Origin of the sequence: Acinetobacter minutum (assembly GCF_035916735.1) — a bacterium.
GTDB lineage: Bacteria > Pseudomonadota > Gammaproteobacteria > Pseudomonadales > Moraxellaceae > Acinetobacter.
The window spans coordinates 1-21,055 of record NZ_JAQIHG010000010.1; the positions used below are offsets into that span (position 1 = coordinate 1).

The 21,055-nt window shown below is 43.8% G+C and carries 16 protein-coding genes; 9 read left to right on the forward strand and 7 right to left on the reverse strand.

Features of this window, described 5'->3' with window-relative positions:
* The 3 genes from PAE54_RS05840 to PAE54_RS05850 form a co-directional block, all read right to left on the reverse strand.
* On the reverse strand, window positions 1–914 hold a 914-nt coding region (locus PAE54_RS05840; RefSeq protein WP_326518778.1), incomplete at its 3' end, for an Ig-like domain-containing protein.
* Between the two features lie 77 nt (window positions 915–991).
* Entirely contained in the window at window positions 992–1,939 is a 948-nt protein-coding gene (locus PAE54_RS05845; RefSeq protein ID WP_326518779.1) for an OmpA family protein, read from the reverse strand.
* 1,639 nt (window positions 1,940–3,578) lie between these two features.
* Window positions 3,579–6,761 (reverse strand): heavy metal translocating P-type ATPase, encoded by a 3,183-nt coding sequence (locus tag PAE54_RS05850; RefSeq protein ID WP_326518780.1) that lies wholly within the window; start codon window positions 6,759–6,761, stop codon window positions 3,579–3,581.
* An 86-nt stretch (window positions 6,762–6,847) separates the two neighbouring features.
* On the opposite strand from PAE54_RS05850, the gene PAE54_RS05855 reads away from it, so the two are divergent.
* The 5 genes from PAE54_RS05855 to PAE54_RS05875 all read left to right on the forward strand — a co-directional run bounded on the left by PAE54_RS05855 (window position 6,848) and on the right by PAE54_RS05875 (window position 12,174).
* Window positions 6,848–7,234, forward strand: coding sequence for a MerR family transcriptional regulator (locus PAE54_RS05855; protein ID WP_326518781.1), 387 nt, complete (start codon window positions 6,848–6,850; stop codon window positions 7,232–7,234).
* Window positions 7,235–7,318: 84 nt separating this feature from the next.
* The gene (locus PAE54_RS05860) at window positions 7,319–7,906 is read left to right on the forward strand and encodes a 5-formyltetrahydrofolate cyclo-ligase (RefSeq protein WP_326518782.1); all 588 of its coding nucleotides are present in this window, start codon (window positions 7,319–7,321) and stop codon (window positions 7,904–7,906) included.
* Window positions 7,907–8,055: 149 nt separating this feature from the next.
* A complete protein-coding gene (lon, locus tag PAE54_RS05865) occupies window positions 8,056–10,482 on the forward strand; it encodes an endopeptidase La (RefSeq protein ID WP_273778742.1) in 2,427 nt (808 codons plus the stop codon).
* Between the two features lie 321 nt (window positions 10,483–10,803).
* On the forward strand, window positions 10,804–11,283 hold the full coding sequence (gene rlmH / locus PAE54_RS05870; RefSeq protein ID WP_326518783.1) for a 23S rRNA (pseudouridine(1915)-N(3))-methyltransferase RlmH: 480 nt from the start codon (window positions 10,804–10,806) through the stop codon (window positions 11,281–11,283).
* Window positions 11,284–11,397: 114 nt separating this feature from the next.
* Window positions 11,398–12,174 (forward strand): dioxygenase family protein, encoded by a 777-nt coding sequence (locus PAE54_RS05875; protein ID WP_326518784.1) that lies wholly within the window; start codon window positions 11,398–11,400, stop codon window positions 12,172–12,174.
* A gap of 116 nt (window positions 12,175–12,290) precedes the next feature.
* Here the strand turns inward: PAE54_RS05875 and gdhA are convergent, their stop codons facing one another.
* On the reverse strand, window positions 12,291–13,634 hold the full coding sequence (gene gdhA / locus PAE54_RS05880) for an NADP-specific glutamate dehydrogenase (protein ID WP_273778739.1): 1,344 nt from the start codon (window positions 13,632–13,634) through the stop codon (window positions 12,291–12,293).
* A 343-nt stretch (window positions 13,635–13,977) separates the two neighbouring features.
* Between gdhA and PAE54_RS05885 the strand changes: the two genes are divergently transcribed.
* The gene (locus tag PAE54_RS05885; RefSeq protein WP_326518785.1) at window positions 13,978–14,772 is read left to right on the forward strand and encodes an RnfABCDGE type electron transport complex subunit B; all 795 of its coding nucleotides are present in this window, start codon (window positions 13,978–13,980) and stop codon (window positions 14,770–14,772) included.
* Window position 14,773: 1 nt separating this feature from the next.
* Window positions 14,774–15,469, forward strand: a complete 696-nt coding sequence (gene nth / locus PAE54_RS05890) for an endonuclease III (RefSeq protein ID WP_326518786.1) — start codon at window positions 14,774–14,776, stop codon at window positions 15,467–15,469.
* Here the strand turns inward: nth and PAE54_RS05895 are convergent.
* From PAE54_RS05895 to PAE54_RS05905, 3 genes are all read right to left on the reverse strand, one after another.
* Window positions 15,466–15,654, reverse strand: coding sequence for a hypothetical protein (locus PAE54_RS05895; protein ID WP_326518787.1), 189 nt, complete (start codon window positions 15,652–15,654; stop codon window positions 15,466–15,468). The two genes, nth and PAE54_RS05895, sit on opposite strands and share 4 nt — an antisense overlap.
* A gap of 71 nt (window positions 15,655–15,725) precedes the next feature.
* On the reverse strand, window positions 15,726–16,385 hold the full coding sequence (gene adk / locus PAE54_RS05900; protein ID WP_273778735.1) for an adenylate kinase: 660 nt from the start codon (window positions 16,383–16,385) through the stop codon (window positions 15,726–15,728).
* 80 nt (window positions 16,386–16,465) lie between these two features.
* A complete protein-coding gene (locus tag PAE54_RS05905; protein ID WP_326518788.1) occupies window positions 16,466–17,782 on the reverse strand; it encodes a DUF445 domain-containing protein in 1,317 nt (438 codons plus the stop codon).
* A 581-nt stretch (window positions 17,783–18,363) separates the two neighbouring features.
* On the opposite strand from PAE54_RS05905, the gene mrdA reads away from it, so the two are divergent.
* Together mrdA and rsmD are read left to right on the forward strand one after the other, a co-directional pair.
* Window positions 18,364–20,379: a penicillin-binding protein 2 gene (mrdA, locus tag PAE54_RS05910; protein ID WP_273778733.1), complete on the forward strand. Its 2,016-nt coding sequence runs from the start codon at window positions 18,364–18,366 to the stop codon at window positions 20,377–20,379.
* Window positions 20,380–20,931, forward strand: coding sequence for a 16S rRNA (guanine(966)-N(2))-methyltransferase RsmD (gene rsmD, locus PAE54_RS05915; protein ID WP_326518789.1), 552 nt, complete (start codon window positions 20,380–20,382; stop codon window positions 20,929–20,931).
* The last annotated feature ends 124 nt before the right edge of the window (window positions 20,932–21,055 follow it).

Below are 21,055 nucleotides of genomic sequence, written 5' to 3' on the forward strand. Positions count from 1 at the left end.
CTCACACTACCGGTAACGGTGACCATGCCACCTGCTTCGCTGGCATTGACAATGTTGTCGTCAGTGATTGGATCAATCGTTAGGATAGCTGTAGGTGGCTTGGTATCTATTTCATAATTTTCACTAATAGCACCCGTTCCACCATTCCCCGCAGCATCAGTATAGGTATTCGCCACAGTAATAATATTGGTTGTATCTTCAATATCTGCAGTTGGTGTAAATATCCCAGTCCAGGTGATACCACCATCATTACTGGTTAAAGTGCTTAGTGTGCCGTTCTCAACCGTTACATCCGTATTGTCAAATCCGGTCACAGCTTCACTAAAGGTAATCGTTACAATAGAAGTCTCACCACTTTTTAGCTGTGTATCGCTCATCACAATTGAGGTTACTGTCGGTGCTGTTGTATCTCCTCCACCGCCACCTCCACCTCCACCGCCACCGACTGCTGCCAATGGACTTAAACCGAGTAACCACCATGGATTAAAAGCAAAAGCTGCTGGTACCAAGGCTTCACCACCTAGTGCCTGTGCAGAAGTAATTTGGTCAGCGAGCATGCTGACTGCACCTTCTTGCAACCCACTTTCAGGCACATACGCGTAATAACTGCCATTCTCACTTAAACCAATCAAAAGATTGCTAGACCCTCCATTCGCCTGGTAATAGTTCGTGATGATCAGGTCTGGATCATTTGGAAGACCATCCGCATCTTCAAAAGCAATATGTAGATCTTGGCCTACGCGTTGAATTTTAATGTTCTCAGGCGCGAACTGAGTCATATCATCAACCAGCTCATAATTGAGATTCGCTTTTGCCTGAATAATGACTGGCTGATCATGAGTCTTGGTAACTTGAAAGGTTGAAATAACTTTTTTAGCGTCATGGATTTTGACGGTAACTGTTTGTGTAGACATAGTGCTTCATCCTCTTCGTGATGAATCAATCATTCAAATGATTCAAATTCTTTTAATTATTTGTATTTATTAAAAATCTATTCGGGTTTAACACCATACGAGATAACTTCAACTCGTCGATTTGGCAGGTTGCATTTATCACGCGCGACTTTATTTTTAGGAAAGCGTGCACGACAATCTGAAATCAGCGGTTCAGTCTCACCACGGCCTTCGATGTTGATGGTTTTATTCTGAATACCACTGCTCATCAATAGACTACGTACAGTTTCAGCACGATGGATAGAAAGCTGCTCGTTATACTCGTTAGTGCCTTCTGGATCAGTATGTCCTACAACCATCACATGCATGATATGGTCACCGTCTTTCGCAATATCTTGCGCAACCGCATACACCTCTTCTCGACCTTTTTGCAAAATGTCGTTGATTCCTGATTTTCCAAATGCAAATAATGCATTGGTTTGTAAGGTATATTTTTTATACGGAACCGGTACACGCTGTTTGACGACCTGAGGACAAACTTTTTTCTGGTCGACACGTGAAATGGTGTTTATTTGTTCAAGATACTTTGGCATCAAGTCTCTGGTGGTCTGCTCATCAAGATGCTGTAACTGGATTTGTCCATTTGTACCTGGAATAAACTTGATAAAATTGACCGAACCCGGCTTGAATGTCTGGACATTTTTTTGACGGCGAATGTTGTAATAATCTGCTTTGGGATCAGTAAAATTTGCCACGATGTTGCCATATGCTGCGCAGACTGACGTGATTTTATATCCCCCATCCTGTAAAGAAGTAAGATATTCACCATCAATAAAAACATTCACAGCAGGCCCTGAAATTTGTCCAGGTTCACGAATAAACACCACCAAAGCACGATCCACAGGAAGCTTACTTGTATCTGCATCAATTGCAGTCACGGGTTTAAAGGTTGTCCACCGTTCTAACGGCAGTTTTTTCGGAGTTGATGTGCAGCCAATTGCACTTAAGACAACCGCGGCAATCAAAGCTGTTTTTTTAATATTCATATAAATCCAACCCTCTTATTTTTCTTAAAAAGCCCGGTAGTTCAACTGGGCACTTTCAGGTTTATTTCTTTATCATCATGTTTTATTTTTAACCCACATTACTGATCAAGTACTCCCCAACCAGAAATATAATAAATACTATTTAACACCTTTCGAATAAATAATAAACCTAAAACACAAACCCCATAATCAAAAACCAAAACCCACAAAAACAAAAGTTCACAAAAACAAAAACACCAAAAACAAGGAAATTAGGGGCTTTGGCTTATTTTTTACAAAACAAATCCCATAACCAATAATATAAAACACCGAAATATTTATTTTCAATTTAACTACTACAAAAAATTAAAAATAAATTAATTTTAAATCAAAAAAAATATTAAATTTATCTATAAATTATTGTTTTACAAAATTTATTATATTTACAAATCAAGCAATAGCATCTTTTGAAAATAAAAAAACCAACCAGAAAATTAAAATTAAATAAAAACTCCAAAACCAAAGAAAAAATTAGAAAATTAAAAACCACAAAAATACATTTAAAATTAAATTAAAAATAAATAATAAAAATATTAAATATATTTAATAAAAACAAATCCAATAAACTTTAAAATTCAACAAAATCATAAATCAATAAAACCTTAAAAACCCTATGGTTTTAACATGTAAATTTAAATCAATATTAAAAATAAAAAACCATGCAAAATAAAAATAAACAACAATATAAAATCAATTCTACCCTTCAATATAAAAATAAAATTCAAATAATAATTTCACTTTCAGAGCAAGAATATCTCAATATAATTTATTTATTTTCAATAGCTTATTTACTCTTTTCCTAAGCTCATAATTTCATTTAAGTAAATTCTTTTTAAATTTTTTCTTTAATATTCATGCGTTGTTATATGTGAAAAATCAAACAATAAATATTTCTATAAAATCAATAAGGTAAACCCGATTTATTCTTATTTTTTACATTCTTTCTTACTTGATGAGACTCTAACTTTCCTGGAGAAGATCTCCTAAATGGATGAATAATTCATAAAAATTTCTTGCGAGATTTAGCTATAAACAGCATCAATCACCTTACATTTTTTCGTATTCCATGCAGAAAACGGTAGATTCATATCGCAAAAAACTATCTAAAGGTTATACAATTCTCACTTGAGGAAGGCTATCATTGCATTTCAATACAATTAACCATTGAATGCTGCCAGGACTTTCCTTGATGATTTTGGCTCAGCGTGAGCGCATCCCTCGATTAGACCTTTCATCAAAGTACTGTCATATGGCACAAGGAACGGTTTTATAATTCTGGAAAGATCATCATTTACTTGAATGATTCACCCGAAAAAACTGCCTCCCGCTGAAACCCAAACGATGCCTCAGCAGCTCAAATTGGATCGTAAAGCTCAATTTGAATCAGCCTGATGTCTCTTTTTTACAGTCTTTTGACCACCTCAGTTTAGAAGGCTATTCGAGAAAGAAATCCAAAAATTGATGGAAAGCTGAGCAGTTTTACCCTCAAATCTACATTCAAGAATAAAAAACAATTCAACAATACGGTCGATGGTCTGCAAATAAAAATCCCCAGAGCCAAAACTCTAGGGATAGTCTTCTTTCCAGCTAGATTCGAAAGTTACTTTACTTTTTGTAAACGTAGGGCGTTCATAACGACCGAGAGCGAGCTGAGCGACATGGCCAACGCTGCCAACATCGGCGTCAACAACAGTCCGGTGATGGGATAAAATAACCCAGCAGCAATCGGAACACCCAAGCCATTATATACAAAGGAAAATGCCAGATTCTGTTTCATATTGCGCACACCGAGTTTAGCCATATGCAAGGCATCCGCTACACCACGAATATCCCCTTTGACCAATGTCACCTGCGCGGTCTGTTTGGCAATATCCGTGCCGTTGCCCATGGCAATCCCAACATTCGCCTGTGCCAGTGCAGGTGCATCATTAATTCCATCACCCGCCATTGCCACAATACGGCCTTGTTGCTGATATTTTTTCACAATATCTAGTTTCTGTGTGGGATCCAGATTGCCATAGACATACTGGATTCCAAGCTCCGCAGCCACCCATTGTGCATTCTGCTGATGATCTCCCGTCGCCATGATCACTTCGATATGGTCAGCGCGTAACTGCTGGATCACTTGCTGTGCATTCTGCTTAATCGCATCATAGACAATAATATACGCCAGCACTTCCTGTTCACTGGCCAGAAAACTGACCACATCGCCTTGAGCACGGGACTGATCCAGTTGTCGTTGCAGGTCAGGTGTTAAAGACAATTGCAACAGTTCCAGTAATTTCTGGCTGCCTACATAGAGCAATTGTCCCTGTAAAGTACCTTTTACCCCAAAGCCTGTGACTTCTTCAAAATCATTCACCGCAATTAAAGCTGAAGGATCCGCGAGTTTCGTCAAGCTTTGTGCAATCGGATGAGTGGAATACTGCTCAATCGATGCAATCCATTGCTGCATTTGCTGTTGGGATGCGGATGTACTGAGTGCAACAACCTCTTTCACACTCGGTTTCCCTTCAGTTAAAGTACCGGTTTTATCAATGATCAGTGTATTGACTTTACTAAGTGCTTCAATCGCTTCAGCATCCTTGAACAGCACCCCTTTTTGTGCAGCACGTCCTGTTGTTGCCATCACGGACATTGGCGTAGCCAATCCCAAAGCACATGGACAGGCAATAATCAGAACTGCCACGGCGCACATTAAGGCCAAATCAAAGCCAACCTGCCCGATCAGCATCCAGGCGGCAAAGGTAATAGCACTAATCAGTAACACCACAATGACAAAATATTTTGCCACCACGTCCGCCAGACGTTGTAAAGGAGCTTTTGAACGCTGAGCCTCTGCCACAGTTTGAATCATTTTCGCTAAGACCGTCTGATTCCCAACCGCTGAGGTTTTAATCCGGATACTGCCTTGCTGGTTGACCGTGCCTCCAATGACCCGGTCATCCTTTTCTTTTTTGACTGGCACCGGTTCACCCGTCATCATGGCTTCATCAATGTAGGTTTTTCCTTCAACAACAATACCATCAAGTGGTACCTGCTCACCCGAAGAAATCTGCAAAATGTCGCCCTGTTTAATTTGGCTAATCTGCACATCAACTACCTGGCCATTCTCTACACGCTTGGCTTTGGCAGGCTGCAAGCGCAATAAGGCACGTAGCGAATCAGCGGTCTGAGCTCGTGCTTTCAGCTCCATGACCTGCCCAAGCAAACTCAAAGACACAATGGTACAAGCCGCCTCGTAATACACTGCGACACCATGGCCAGTTTTAGCCGCATCCGGAATCAGGCTTGGGAAAATGGTTGCCACCAGACTATAGAGAAAAGCAGCCAATACCCCTACCCCGATCAGGCTCCACATATTGAGATGACCGGTTTTATAAGAAATCCAAGAACGCTGGAAAATCGGATATCCCGCCCAAAGAACGACCGGCAGGCTCAATACCAGTTCGATCCAAGGCTGCATATGCTGTGGAATCAGTGGATACAGATGCGATCCCATCGCCAGCACCAGCACGATCAAACTCAAAGGTAAGGTCCACCAGAAACGTCGGCTGAAATCTACAAGTTCCGGGTTTGGACCTTCATCTAAAGTAGGTTGCATCGGCTCAAGTGCCATACCGCAAATCGGACAAATCCCAGGACCTTTCTGCACAATTTCTGGATCCATTGGGCAAGTATACAAAAGGTCTTCTGCACCTTCAGGCACAGGTCGCTGATCTGCTGGAATCAGATAAAACTCCGGATCCTGCTGAAACTTATCCAGACAAGAGGGATTACAGAAATGGTAGATTTTACCCTGATAATCGGTTTTTAAATCGGTGTTAGGATCAACTTGCATCCCACATACCGGGTCAATTTCAGCCGTCGTTGTGGCTTGATCATGACTCCCACTACAGCAAGATGACTTTTTAACAGTTTGCTGCTGCACAGATTGAGGACTACAACAGGTGCTAGCAGCAACTGTTGGCTGCTTGTCAGACTCGCCACAGCAGGAGGATTTTTTTGCCGTCGTTTTCACATACTGCTCGGGAGTCACCAAAAATTTATCCAGACATTTTGGATTACAAAAATAGTAGGTTTTACCCTGATATTTGGTTTTTAAATCAGTGCCGGGATCAACCTGCATCCCACACACCGGGTCAATTTCAGCCGCCATTGTGGCTTGATCCTGGCTCCCACCACAACAAGATGACTTTTTAACAGTTTCCTGCTGCACAGATTGGGGGCTACAACAGGTACGAGCAGCCACTGTTGGCTGTTTCTCTGATCCGCCACAACAGGTAGATTTTTTTGCCGTCGTTTTTACATACTGCTCTGGAGTCGCCAGAAACTTATCCAGACATTTTGGATTGCAAAAATAGTAGGTCTGTCCTTGGTATTCGGTCTGTGGTTTTGCAGGGTCACTAACCTGCATGCCACAGACAGGGTCAATGGCCGTAAACACTTCTTTAGATTTACTTCCACAACCACAGCCTGTTGGAGTACTTGCATTTAAAGATGTCCGCACACAACCTGAGTCCACTACACTCGGTTTAGTTGATGACGCACAGCAACTGGTTGCTGTCGCTGAATCGGAATCGCCAGACTGTAAATACTGCTGCGGACTCTGACTAAACTTCTGTTGACAGCTCGCGCTACAAAATAAATAGCGTTGATTTTGATAATCGACGAAATACGCTGTGTCCTCTTGAACGGACATCCCACATACGGGATCTCGCTGGATTACTTGTTCAGAATTTTTTGCTGCGGAACAACAGACCGGTTTTTGTTGTTGTGTCATCAGAAGTTCCTCCTTTGCAATGACGTTTATGCTAAGATAAAGTCCGTACTCGGGTACAGAGTCAAGTCTTTTTTGTGAGGTGGTCAATGCTCACGATTGGAAAACTGGCAAAGCATTGTCAGATAAATGTGGAAACCATCCGTTACTATCAGCGTATCGGTTTGATGCGGGTGCCAGAAACCACGCAGAGTTACCGCTATTACAATGATAAAGACATCGAAACCCTAAGTTTTATTCAAAAAGCCAAAGATGCCGGCTTACAGTTAAATGAAATTCAGGAATTATTGCAGCTCGAACTGGATGACCGTACACAGGTGCGTCAGGTCATCGAACAGCGTCTGGCCAAAATTGATCAACGTATCGAAGAATTACAGGCCTTAAAAAAACGTCTGTCCAGCTGGATTGCCGAATGTAAAAATACTCAGGAAAGTAGCTGCCCGATTTTAAAACAGCTTAAACATAAGCCACTCTAGTCTGTACTCGTCTTAAACCGCTTTGTGCGTGTTTATCATGAGGTGGATATATGAGGGTCACCTTTTATTCAGGATTTAAGATTCATGCGCGTTTCACTGCAGCAACTCCGTCAAACTCTGCGCCGCCAACGCAGAAAGGTGAACCGTTTCCAGCAACGTCAGGCTGAACAACGGGTTTGGCAACAGTTGATTCGTTTACCTGAATTTCATCAGGCTAAAAACGTTGGCGTATACCTTGATGCCTTCGGAGAGATCGCGACCCAGCGTATTATCCGCTCCTGTTTTCAGCAGAAAAAAAACGTCTATTTACCGATGATCTGTAGCATGAACCAGCATCTGGTCTGGGTCCGAATCAATGCGAATCAGTATCAAAACCGACGCTTTTCCCATCACCCCCTTGGGATGCGTGAACCGATGGCAACTCGTGGACATCAGGTCAAAACACTCGATATGCTACTCATGCCATTACTCGCGTGTGATATGCAAGGAACCCGTATTGGCATGGGTGGCGGCTATTATGATCGAACCCTGTCCCGTGCACCTCGACAACCCTTTCGTCTAGGTCTCGCCCATGAATTTCAGCGCATCGTGTTCCCTTTACCGCGCGAAGTATGGGATCAGCCAGTCGATGCGTTATTGACACCAAAAAACTGTTACCGTTTTAAACGCTAAAAAGAAAACCTTATAAATCGTATTGTTATAAAACTCTTCATCATGTAAGCAATTTTTGAACAATTTATTAAAACTCACCCTTGTAATTTCTAAAATACCCATCACTATAAAAAACATGGCAACACCGTTGTCACTCATTAGGAGTGCCCATGTCTGAACTTATTATGAATGAACAAACCTTAGAGCCTCAGGTTCCAAGTGTATTACCACTTTTAGCGTTACGCGATGTGGTGGTTTATCCACATATGCAAATTGCGCTATTCGTAGGTCGTGAAAAATCGATCAATGCAGTTGATGTGGCTCGTAACAGTGACAATTTAGTATTTGTAGTTGCACAAAAAGATTCGCTTACAGAAGAAATTGATCACGACAATCTTTATCAATACGGTACTGTCGCGAAGATTGTGCAAGTTGTGAATCACGAAAATGATGAAAACTGTATTAAGGTTCTTATCGAAGGCTTGTATCGATCTAAACTCGACAAGATTATCGATGCTGATACGCACCTGACGGCAGAGCACAGCTTAAGCCCGATGAGTATGCATCTTGATGAAGCCACTCGCGGCACACGTCTGCAAGAGCTGAAAGTTCTCTTTGCACAATATGCAGAAGCTAAATTACGTAATGCGCGTGAACTGGTCGCTGCGGCAAATAAAATTGATGATCTTTTGCAACTGCTGTTTTTTGTTGCTACTCGTGTCCCATTAAATATTGATATCAAACAGAAGTTTCTGGAACATGACGAATTCGAAGCACACTTGCAAGAATTGATGACTTATTTGTTGCAGCAGTCAGAAGAGCAACAAATCGAGCAAAGTCTGCATGAAAGCGTAAAACGTCAGATGGAGAAAAACCAACGCGAATACTTCCTCAATGAAAAGATGAAGGTCATTCAGCGTGAACTGTCTGATATGAATGGCGGTGCAGAAGATGACGTCGCTGAAATTGAACGCCGTCTGGCAGAAGCCGATCTGCCGGAGCATGTCCGCAAAAAAGCCGAGGCAGAATTCCGCAAGCTGAAAGCCATGCAGCCGGCATCGAGTGAAGCAGCCGTGGTGCGTAACTATCTGGAAGTCATTCTGGATACTCCATGGAACAAGGCCAGCAAAGTCAGCATCAACCTGAATAAAGCGCAGGAAATTCTTGATGCTGATCACTACGGTCTGGACGAAGTCAAAGAGCGTATTGTTGAATACCTCGCGGTACAGTCACGTGTGAAAAAACTTCGTGGTCCAATTCTGTGCTTGGTTGGTCCTCCAGGGGTAGGTAAAACTTCTTTAGGTGCATCGATTGCGAAAGCCACAGGCCGTGAGTTTGTACGTATGGCCCTCGGTGGTGTGCGTGACGAAGCGGAAATCCGTGGTCACCGTCGTACCTATATTGGTGCGATGCCAGGTAAAATCGTGCAGTCATTGACTAAAGTCGGTGTGAAAAACCCATTGTTCTTGCTCGATGAAATCGACAAGATGGCGCAAGATTACCGAGGCGATCCGGCTTCTGCATTGCTTGAAGTACTTGATCCATCACAAAACAACAAGTTCAACGATCACTATCTTGACCTTGATCTTGACCTGTCTGAAGTGATGTTCATCTGTACCGCAAACAGCATGAATATTCCTGAAGCATTGTTGGACCGTATGGAAGTGATTCGTCTGCCAGGTTATACCGAAGATGAAAAAGTGAACATTGCCGAGCGTTATTTAGTGCCAAAAGCCATCAAAGACAATGGCTTGCGCAGTAAAGAACTCAGCGTGCATGAAGAAGCAATCCGTGACATCGTACGTCGTTATACCCGTGAAGCCGGTGTGCGTAATTTGGAGCGTGAAGTTTCTAAAATTGCCCGCAAGGTCGTGAAAGAAGCAGTTAGCTCGAAAGCGAAAAACCTGCATGTTGAAGTCACTGAAGCAACATTGCCAGATTATTTGGGCCCGCAAAAGTTCGATTACGGCATGGTGGAAGAAGAAGCTGAAGTCGGTCGCGTTAATGGTTTGGCGTGGACGTCAGTCGGTGGTGAACTGCTCACTATTGAAGTGGCAACCATGAAAGGGAAAGGCTCTTTCATCACCACCGGTTCACTCGGTGATGTGATGCAGGAATCGATCAAGGCCGCAATGACCGTCGTGCGTACACGCGCAGACAGTCTGGGCATTGAATCTTCCGTGTTTGCCGAAACGGATGTGCATGTGCATTTACCGGAAGGTGCAACACCCAAAGATGGTCCATCAGCAGGTTTGGCACTGACGACTGCTCTGGTCTCTGCATTTACTGGAATTCCGGTACGTCCAGACATCGCCATGACCGGTGAAACCAGCTTGCGTGGTCGTGCAATGCGCATCGGCGGTTTAAAAGAGAAACTTCTGGCAGCCCATCGCGGTGGTATTAAACTGGTGTTTATCCCTCAGGAAAACGTGCGTGACCTGGCAGAAATCCCAGAGAATGTAAAAGAGGGGCTGGAAATTAAAGCCGTACGCAGCATTGATGAAATCTTGCCGCTGGCTTTAATCAGCGCACCAAAACCGTTGGCAAAAACACCGATTGTCAAACCGGTAGAAGAGTCTAAAGTGGCACGTCATTAATTGAAGTGTGCAATCAAAAAAAGAGAGCTCCGGCTCTCTTTTTTTGTAAAGACAACTTGAAAAATGCGACACACACCTCATTTTATTTTTATATGCGATTGGTTTCATCATGATTTGATTGCCGAATCGTATGGCCATCTGTATCTCCAGACAGATGGTCTTTTTCGCAGTCCGGATTCCCCCTTGAAGGACTGCGTTTTTTTATCTTATGTATTCCCTCATTGATGTTAATGATGTTTTTTAAATCATCAAATTCCCCTCCCGTAGCGATCTATCTGCAATGCTCGTTATAATGCTGAAAATTCACGGCGACCAGTAATTATGAAAATTCGGATTCTGACCATTGGCCAAAAAATGCCTGCCTGGGTACTGACCGGGTTTGAAGATTATTTCAAACGTATTCAGCCTTTTGTGCAAACCCAGGTCATTGAGCTTCCCATGGCTAAACGCGGAAAAAATGATTCTGAAGCGGATATTCTGAAATATTGCCAGTCAGAAGGTGAAAGTATTTTAAATGCACTAAAACCCAATGAAACCCTGATTGCACTGGAAGTGGGTGGCCGTGAACTCAGTACCGAAAAATTGGCCGAAACCATGAAGAACTGGATGCTGGAAGGCAATGATATTGCCCTCGCGATTGGTGGCCCTGATGGTCTCTCCGATCAAGTCCGTCAAGCAGCAGCTTGGCACTGGTCACTATCCAAATTGACCCTGCCCCATCCATTGGTGCGTGTCATGCTGATCGAGCAGCTGTATCGTGCCATGAGTATTAACCATAATCATCCGTATCACCGTGCCTGACCCTCGCTGTACAGCGTTGCAGTATTGCAACAATATGTTGAAGCAATCGTGCTTTTCAGCCCTAGCGAATGTTTGGCATCATGGCAATATCGCTTTCATTGCAAGGTTTCTCCCATGAATATGCAAACTTTACCTGGCCTTTTTGTTTCACATGGCTCACCAATGTTGGCTATTCATCCGGAACAAGTGGGCCCTGCACTACAACGGCTCAGTCTGAATCTTCCTAAACCACACGCCATTATTGTCATGTCGGCGCACTGGGAAAGTGAGGCCCTCGAAGTCAGCACGGCGACTCGTCCGGAAACATGGCATGACTTTCGCGGCTTTCCTGCTGAACTCTATCAGTTACGCTATCCCGCTCCGGGGCATCCGGTACTGGCAGAAGAAATTCTACAACGTTTAGCCGAAGCCGGTTTTAATGCACATGCACATAGCACCCGTCCACGCGATCATGGGGTGTGGATGCCGTTATTACATATGTATCCTGAAGCTGATATTCCGGTTCTGGAAATTTCCCTGCCCATGTCGATGAGTGCACAGGAAATTTACCGGATTGGGCAAACCTTGGCTCCCCTGCGAGAACAGCAAATCCTGCTAATCGGTTCAGGTAGCATTACCCATAATCTGGCAGAACTCTCCTGGCAAGGTCAACACAGCGATGTGCCACATTGGGCCTCAACGTTCCGCAATGAAGTGGTTCGTAAACTCAGCCATAGTGATTTTGAGGCGGTATTGGACTGGCCAAGCCTGCCTTATCTACAACGCAACCATCCGACCCTTGAACATTTTGCACCACTGTTTTTTGCAATGGGTACTGGACCACGCTTTAGCCTGGTGCATAGCAGTTTTACCATGGGTGCCTTGGGAATGGATATTTATCGATTTGATTAAAACACGAGGAGTTTAGTTTCACTCGATACCCTCTGTTCGGATTGGTAATCATCATTCAGCCATAAAAAAACCGATGCATGTGCATCGGTTTTTTTATAGCTTGTACGCGGTATGAATTAATAAACGCCTTGAGCGAGCATCGCATCAGCCACTTTCACGAAGCCTGCAATGTTAGCGCCGTCTACATAGTTCACTGTACCGTCTTCTTGTGTACCGTATTTTACGCAGTGGCAGTGAATGTCTTTCATGATCGCATGCAGACGTTCATCAACTTCAGCAAAACTCCAGCCCAAACGAATCGCATTCTGTGACATTTCTAAGCCAGAAGTCGCAACACCACCCGCGTTAGATGCTTTACCTGGTGCATAGAGAATTTTCGCAGCAATAAACTTCTCAACCGCTTCAAGGGTTGATGGCATATTGGCACCTTCAGCCACACAGATCACGCCATTCGCCAACAATTTATCAGCATCTTCGCCATCCAGCTCATTTTGTGTCGCACATGGTAACGCGATATCACATTTGATACCCCATGGACGTTGACCTTCGAGGTATTCAAAACCGTGCTTAGAAGCAAATTCAGAAATACGGCCACGTTTAACGTTTTTCAACTCCATCACTTCAGCAAGAAGTTCAGTGGTTAAACCGTTTTTGATGTAAACTGTACCATTCGAATCAGAAAGTGAAACCACTTTCGCACCCAAGAACATGGCTTTTTCAGCTGCGTATTGAGCAACGTTACCAGAACCGGAAATCGCAACAATTTTATCTTTGAAGCTTTCGTTACGAGTTTTTAGCATTTCTTCAGCAAAGTACACCGTACCAAAACCTGTCGCTTCAGGACGTGCCAAAGAACCACCAAATGAAATGCCTTTACCGGTGAATACACATGAAGTGTCATTGCTGAGTTTCTTCATCATGCCAGCCATGTAACCGACTTCACGACCACCCACACCAATATCACCCGCAGGGATATCTGTATTTGAACCCAGATGACGATACAATTCGATCATCAAGGCTTGGCAGAAACGCATGATTTCGCCTTCAGATTTACCTTTAGGATCGAAGTCTGAACCACCTTTACCACCGCCCATCGGCAAAGTAGTCAAAGCATTCTTGAAGGTTTGCTCAAAACCCAGGAATTTCAAAATAGACAGGTTAACGGATGGGTGAAAACGCATGCCGCCTTTGAATGGACCAATTGCTGAGTTGAACTGCACACGGAAAGCACGGTTCACCTGGGTTTGACCTTGGTCATCAACCCAAGATACGCGGAACTGGATCACGCGTTCTGGTTCAACCAAACGTTCAAGTAAACCATGTGCAGCATATTGTGGGTTCTTTTCAATGAACGGCCACAAACTGGTCATAACCTCTTCCACAGCTTGTAAAAACTCTGGTTGATGCGGATCACGTGCTTTCACGTAGTTTAAGAAGTCGTTAAGGCTGTTATATTTCAACGCTTAATCCTCAGCAGAAGGTGATTCAAAATTGGTCAAATTTTCAAATAATGATAAATTTTGGCGCAAAATATTAAATATCTTTTAACCTTGATCTACAACACTTTTTTGTAAATATTTTAATAAAACAATATTAATCAAAATGTTATTTAAAAATAAATTCATAAGTTAAGCTTAATTCCTGGCTTTCTTATTGTGCATCTGATGAAAATTTACGCACCATAATAATGCTATAAACGAACCATAATGGCGCAATAATAGTTCTAAAAAACATGATAAAATTTATTGATAGAATATCCTTTTTCTCGCAATATCCTCTCGTTTTATTTCACTGGTTCTCGGCATGAATTCGCACATTTCCCTCATCCAGCAAATTGATGCGCTGTTACCTCAGACCCAATGTGGGTTATGTGGACATCGTGATGGTTGTCTCCCTTATGCAAAATCCATTGCGGAAGGCGAGGAAGCGAATAAGTGCATCCCGGGTGGCCAGCCTGTCGCAGATGAACTGGCAAAATTACTACAACGCCCTCGCCTGGTTGCTGAACCGAGCGTATGGCCGATTCAGCATGATGGCCGTCCACAACGCATGAAAGCACTAATCCGTGAAGATGAATGTATTGGCTGTACCAAATGTATCAATGCCTGCCCGGTCGATGCGATTATTGGTAGCGGCAAGTTGATGCACAGTGTGCTAAACGACCTATGTACTGGCTGTGAATTATGTATTCCACCCTGCCCGGTGGACTGTATTGAGCTGGTGGAAGATCCCTTACCCGTACCAGATGAAACACAGCGCATCGCAGAGCAGGATGATCTGCGCCGACGTTATTACGCACATATTCAGCGTGAGGAACAGCGTCGACTTCATCGTAAAGGCCCAGTTGTTCGTGCTGAAATTTCAACCGAAATCTTTGCGGAATTTTCCCAGCACGTCAATGTGGTGCCGACGATTGAACTGGTTGAAACGGCACATCTGGGCCAGCCTTCAGCTGATGCAAAGACAACCATTGAACTGGCCAAGCTGCGTACACAGATCAAGAAATTGGAAAAACAGCTCAGCGTACGAGAAAACCCACAAAAACGTCAGGAACTGATGAGCTTACAACAGCATCTCGCGGATTTGCAGGGAGTCTGACATGGCCGTGAAAAATATGACAAAAAAGCAGATTCAGCTGTTTTTTGAACGTCTGCGCGAACAACGCCCTAAGCCGGAAACGGAACTGAATTACAGTAGTCCATTTGAACTTTTGATTGCCGTCATGCTCTCGGCTCAAGCCACCGATATCAGTGTCAACAAAGCCACGGATAAACTCTTCCCGGTAGCCAATACCCCACAAACCATTCTCAATTTAGGTCTTGAAGGACTCAAGGACTACATTAAAACCATTGGCCTGTATAATTCCAAAGCCGAAAACGTGATCAAAACCTGCCAGATCCTGCTAGAGCAACATCACGGACAGGTACCTGACAACCGCAAAGATTTGGAAGCGCTGCCGGGGGTAGGTCGTAAAACCGCGAACGTGGTGCTGAATACGGCGTTTGGCCAACCAACCATGGCCGTCGATACCCATATTTTTCGTCTGAGCAATCGTACTGGCCTAGCGATTGGTAAGAATGTACTGGAAGTTGAACAACGCCTGGTCAAGGTCATTCCTAAAGAATTTATTCTGGATGCCCATCACTGGCTGATTTTGCATGGCCGTTACTGCTGTATCGCACGCAAACCGAAATGCCACGAATGTGTGGTCGGTGATGTATGTAATTGGCCAGATCGTTTTGAATTTGGTGCAGCCCGTATTCCGGTCAAAAATATCAGCAATGATGCCGATTAACGTCCTGATTTTTTCTCTTTCTGCTGCTCGAGCAATTTAGGATGTAATTGACGCTCAGGTTTCCGCTGGACTTTTTCTTGAGCTTCCTGTTTTTGCACCTGACGCAGCATTTTCTGGCTGATGTAGAATAAAAACAGTAGCACCGCGAGAGCAACAATCACTAGTGCAATCATGGCTATTTTCATCACAGTTCACCTTTAAAAAGAAAAAGAGCCCTATATTAACTAGGACTCTTTCATCTGCAAAATATTAAAACTTATTTTGCTTGATCGAGAATCGCAAACAAATCAGTTTGTACATTTTCGATTGGACGTAAACCGTTCAGTTTGTCATAGGTCGGTGCATTTTCACCTGCAGCCGCACGGCCCTGATAGAAACCAACCAATTGTGCAGTTTCAGCATGGTATGCACCTAAACGCTTACGGATCGTTTCTTCTTGGTCATCTGGACGTTGTACCAGATCTTCACCCGTTTCATCATCTTTACCTTCCACTTTTGGTGGGTTGTAAACGATGTGATACACACGACCCGATGCAGGGTGCTGACGGCGGCCAGAAAGACGTTGAACGATTTCCTCATCTGGCACATCAATTTCAATCACGTGATCAATCGTGATGCCTTCATTTTCCAGTGCTTCAGCTTGTGGAATGGTACGTGGGAAACCATCGAAAATGCAGCCATTCACGCAGTCCGGCTGTGCAATACGCTCTTTGACCAAACCAATGATGAGCTCATCGGATACCAGACCACCCGATTCCATTACACTTTTAGCCTTTAGGCCTAATTCAGTACCTTCACGAATTGCAGCACGGAGCATATCACCGGTTGAAATTTGTGGGATATTGTAGCGCTTACAGATCAACTGAGCCTGAGTCCCTTTACCTGCTCCAGGTGGTCCGAGTAAGATAATGCGCATAAATAAACATCCTCATTATTAAACAATGAATGACACCTGAAGCCTGAACAATCACATATTGTTCATTTTTCGGCATCTAATTATAAGAAAGCGACAAACAAATGTATTAAACCAGCAAAAAATCCGGTCACCCCACCCAACACAATCAGAATCCATTCATCCTCCTGAAAAGCAGGGCGTAACAAATTCTGAAACTCTCTAGGCGTCAATTCGCGAATACGATCTCTGAACATTTGATAGATTTTCTGTGCACGGCTCGCATTAAACGCTGGGTCGCATACAGGCACCATCGTAATTTCAATTGAGCGATCGATCAAGTCTGTCTTGAGTTTTGCATATTCACGTGGCCCCAAAGAGAGCTGCAAGGTGGTACGCACCAGCGGTGTTTCCATGATTTCATTGACATGTGCCTTGATAATCCGCCGGGTTCGATCCTTTTTAGCACCATACATCATTTCTGTCATGATGGATTTCAAGGTAATCAACTCTTCAGTCACAACTTTAGCAAAAACATCAGACACTTCATCCTGACGCTTCATAAAAGCACCTTGAATATTATACGAACCGATTCGTGGCAAAACGGGGACAATCCAAGGAAACTTTCGACTTTCAGTTCGTCTAAAAAACTGCGGATAACGGACCGGATGAGGTTCGATCGGATTAAAGACCATCCAGATCGCGATCCAGTTGGTCAAAAAGCCCCAGATCGATGCCCAGAACGGAACCGTCCAGTGCCATGGCACAACAAACCAGACGATCATCTGGAATATGCCAAAAAACATCCCGATCAGGGCACTAATATGCCAGATAAAATTGATTTCTTTACGCCCAACCTTAAGGAACATGCGCACCATCAAACGGCGGTCATTTTCCATCTGGCGGACTACCATTTCGCGCATATCGACCAGTGATTCAACGTTCACTGATAATTCGAGAACCAGATCTTTTAACACGTCTGGCAGCTGTTTATGGGCCTGTGCATAGATACGGCGCTTGATCGAATAAGGCAAATTTTCCCACAAGACAGCATTACGGTCGACCATCACCTCATCAATCAGGTGCTCTAATTCAAACCCCACTTGCTCCCCGATAATGCGTGCCATATCTTCAGGATCCATCGCCTGCAAAAATTCATGCAGCGAACCCAATTTAGACAACGTATTGTCGGTGATAATCCCTGAAATTCGTCCAGCTTTGCGTGGCACAATCCCCTGCCAGCCCACGGGAATAGACCCCAGATGAAAACCCCAGAAGTGGATTGGATAAAACACCATTTTGAGTGCCATCCAGACATGTGCCCAAGTAACAAATGCGGTGACAGGAATAATACTCAGCACCGCCCATAAATCCGGGCGATTCAGAAAGCTTTGCCACACTGCACTTACGTACTCAAACATGCACCACTCTCGATTTTATCTCTGCATAAACAGATTTTTCCGGTTCATATATAGACATCATCTGGATCGCTCTACCATCTCAAACATTCAACAAAGAACAGCAACCATGAAATATGAAGATCTTGATCTATCATCATCGACATATTCTGTTTTTAGAAAAGCAGATTGCAAGCAAAGTCACCCAATCCTGCTCGACTCTTTCACTTGCACTCAATGAACGTCAGTGACGTTAAACCTGGCTGGGTCATTGATATGGTTACATAATTCATGTGTTCTATCCAGATATCCGGCAATCTGCGAATACTACGCGAACCGGACAATATTTCTGTTTTTCTATCGTTACACCTTGGTTTCAAGGAATGGATACCCAATCATGAAGAGCATCATTGCGCTGACTGTAACAGAATTCACTAAGGGCTTATAGATCACACGGCGGATTTTTAGTATTCCACAAGTCAAAGTATAGCGGCAATAAATTACAGCTTTATGGGAAAAAGATGCGTGCGAGACCTCAATCCTGGGTTAAAATAGTTGCCCTTTAAAGCTCTCCCCCGTTGTTCTGGATTAAAAGTCGATCGCGTATGAAGCAGCATTTTCCTCTCAAAAACGTACAGCAAGAAAAGCGCATCTACCGTGGTCGAATTTTTTTCGCGATTGGTCTGGTGGCATTCTTCCTGTCACTCTTGTTGGCACGCTATGCATATCTGCAAATTGTGCATTATGACGAATTTACTACCGCTTCAGATAAGAACCGTATTCGTCTACAACCATTGCCACCCGCCCGTGGCTATATTTATGACCGCAACGGCGTGTTATTGGCAGATAATTATCCTGTCTTTTCTGCAACACTGAGCAAGGCCGATGTCGAAGATATCGAAGGCACCATCAAACGGCTGACCCCCATCCTCAGCCTGAATGAAGAAGATATTCAACGCTTCCGCAGTCGAATCAAGACAGCACGTAAAACCGAGCGTGTGTCTATCAAACTGAATTTGACCGAAACGGATATTGCACGCTTCAGTGAAATCAAGCATGAATTTCCGGGTGTCAAAATTGATACCCAAATGACCCGCTACTATCCACACGGTGATCTGTTTGCCCATGTTGTCGGCTATGTGGGACGGATCAACGACCGGGAATTGGCAAAAATTGACCCAGATTTATATGCAGGCACTAACCTGATCGGTAAGATTGGTGTGGAAAAATCGTATGAAGATTTACTCCACGGGGTACCAGGCAATGAATCGATTGAAGCCGATGCCCATGGCAATGTGCTCCGCCATTTAGGCCGTAAAGAACCCATTCGAGGGAATGATTTATATTTATCAATTGATTATGGTTTACAAGTCGTCGCTGCCGAGCAGTTGGCAGATCGCCGTGGTGCGATTGTCGCGATGGATCCACGAACCGGTGAAATTTTGGCGTTGGTTTCCAGCCCAAGTTTTAACCCAAATCTGTTTGTAACCGGGATTAATCATACCGACTATAGTGCATTACGTGACAATCTGGATCAGCCACTGTACAACCGTGCGGTACAAGGGGTCTATCCTCCAGGATCGACCATCAAACCCATGGCTGCTTTAGGCGGTATTCATTATGGCTTAGTAGACTGGAACACTGCCATTTCTGATCCGGGCTATTTCCATTTACCTGGAGATTCGCATAAATTCCGTGACTGGCGCAAAGGCGGTCATGGTGTGGTGAATATGCACCGTTCGATTGTAGAATCCTGTGATACCTATTTTTATACCCTTTCCTTCCAGATGGGTATCGAGAAAATGAATATCTGGATGCGTCAGTTTGGTTTTGGCCAAAAAACCGGAGTCGATTTACCTAGTGAGAGCGACGGACTCTATCCAAATCCTGAATGGAAAATGCGCACCCGCAAAAGTAAATGGATGAAAGGTGAAACCATCTCGGTCAGTATCGGCCAAGGTGCATTTACTGCAACACCCCTACAATTAGCTATGGCCACCGCGATTACCGCCAATCACGGTGCACATGTTACCCCGCATGTATTAAGAGCTTCGCATGGTGCCAAAGTCCATAAGGTCTTGAATGCGCCTGATGGTCGCATCCAGTTCAATGGTACCGAACAGGATTGGATCAATATGCGCAGTGCAATGGTTGACGTGATTGAATCCGGTACTGCACGCGGTATTAAAGGCGGCTTGCAATATCAAATTGCGGGCAAAACCGGTACCGCTCAGGTAAAAAGTATTGCCCAAGGCAAAAAATATAATGAAGCTCTGCTCACTGAGCGCCAACTTGACCATGCATTATTTATAGGATTTGCACCAGCAGAAAAACCAGAAATCGTGATTGCGGTTATTTGGGAAAATGGTCGCCATGGTGGCTCAGCAGCTCAACTGTCACGTCCAATTTTCGATTACTGGTTACTCAAGCGTCAAAAAAATCCAATTCGCCCTGCTGCGCATCAAGTCAGTGGTGGTCTAATGACAGCAGGAATCAAGCCAGGTGAATTACCAAGTGGAGCTGGCATCCTGCAAGCGGATCCCAAAGCCAATCCTAACCAGAGCAAACCTGAAACAAAGCCACAAGCGACTTCACCTGCTAGTAGTGAGATTACCGAATAAATGAAAAATCAGCTTCGTATTATCGGTGGGACATGGAAACGCCGCCAGTTACCATTCGCCAGCATTGAAGGTTTACGCCCAACGCCTGACCGTGTACGGGAAACTTTATTTAACTGGCTGATGTGGGATATCCAAAATGCTCGTGTCCTTGATCTCTGTGCGGGTTCAGGAGCTTTAAGTTTTGAGGCACTGTCTCGAGGTGCCGTATCTGTACTGATGATTGAACCACACCCTGCACAAGCCAAGATCTTGAAAGCCAATATTCAACTGTTACAGGCAGAAAACTGCCAACTCAAAACGGCTACAGCACAGCAGGCATTGAAGGAATTAACTGGATCTTTTGATCTGGTCTTTCTTGATCCACCTTATAGCTTAGATCTATGGCAAGAATTAGCGAGATTAACAGATCCTCTTATTGCCCCAAATGGGCTGATTTATGTGGAAGCTGATCGTGAGTTAGATCAAATCGTTTTACCTAATTCTTGGCAGCAGATCAAAAGTAGTAAAGCAGGCAGCGTACGTGCGGGTCTGTACCAAAAGAATGTGATATAAATCAACTTTTAATTAATTTTATGTGATTTATATCAAATTAAAAATTTATACCATTCATTTAGGCTAAACTATAAATGCATAAAATGGCATGGCTTTAGCCAAAGACTAAACTGATAAAACTGCA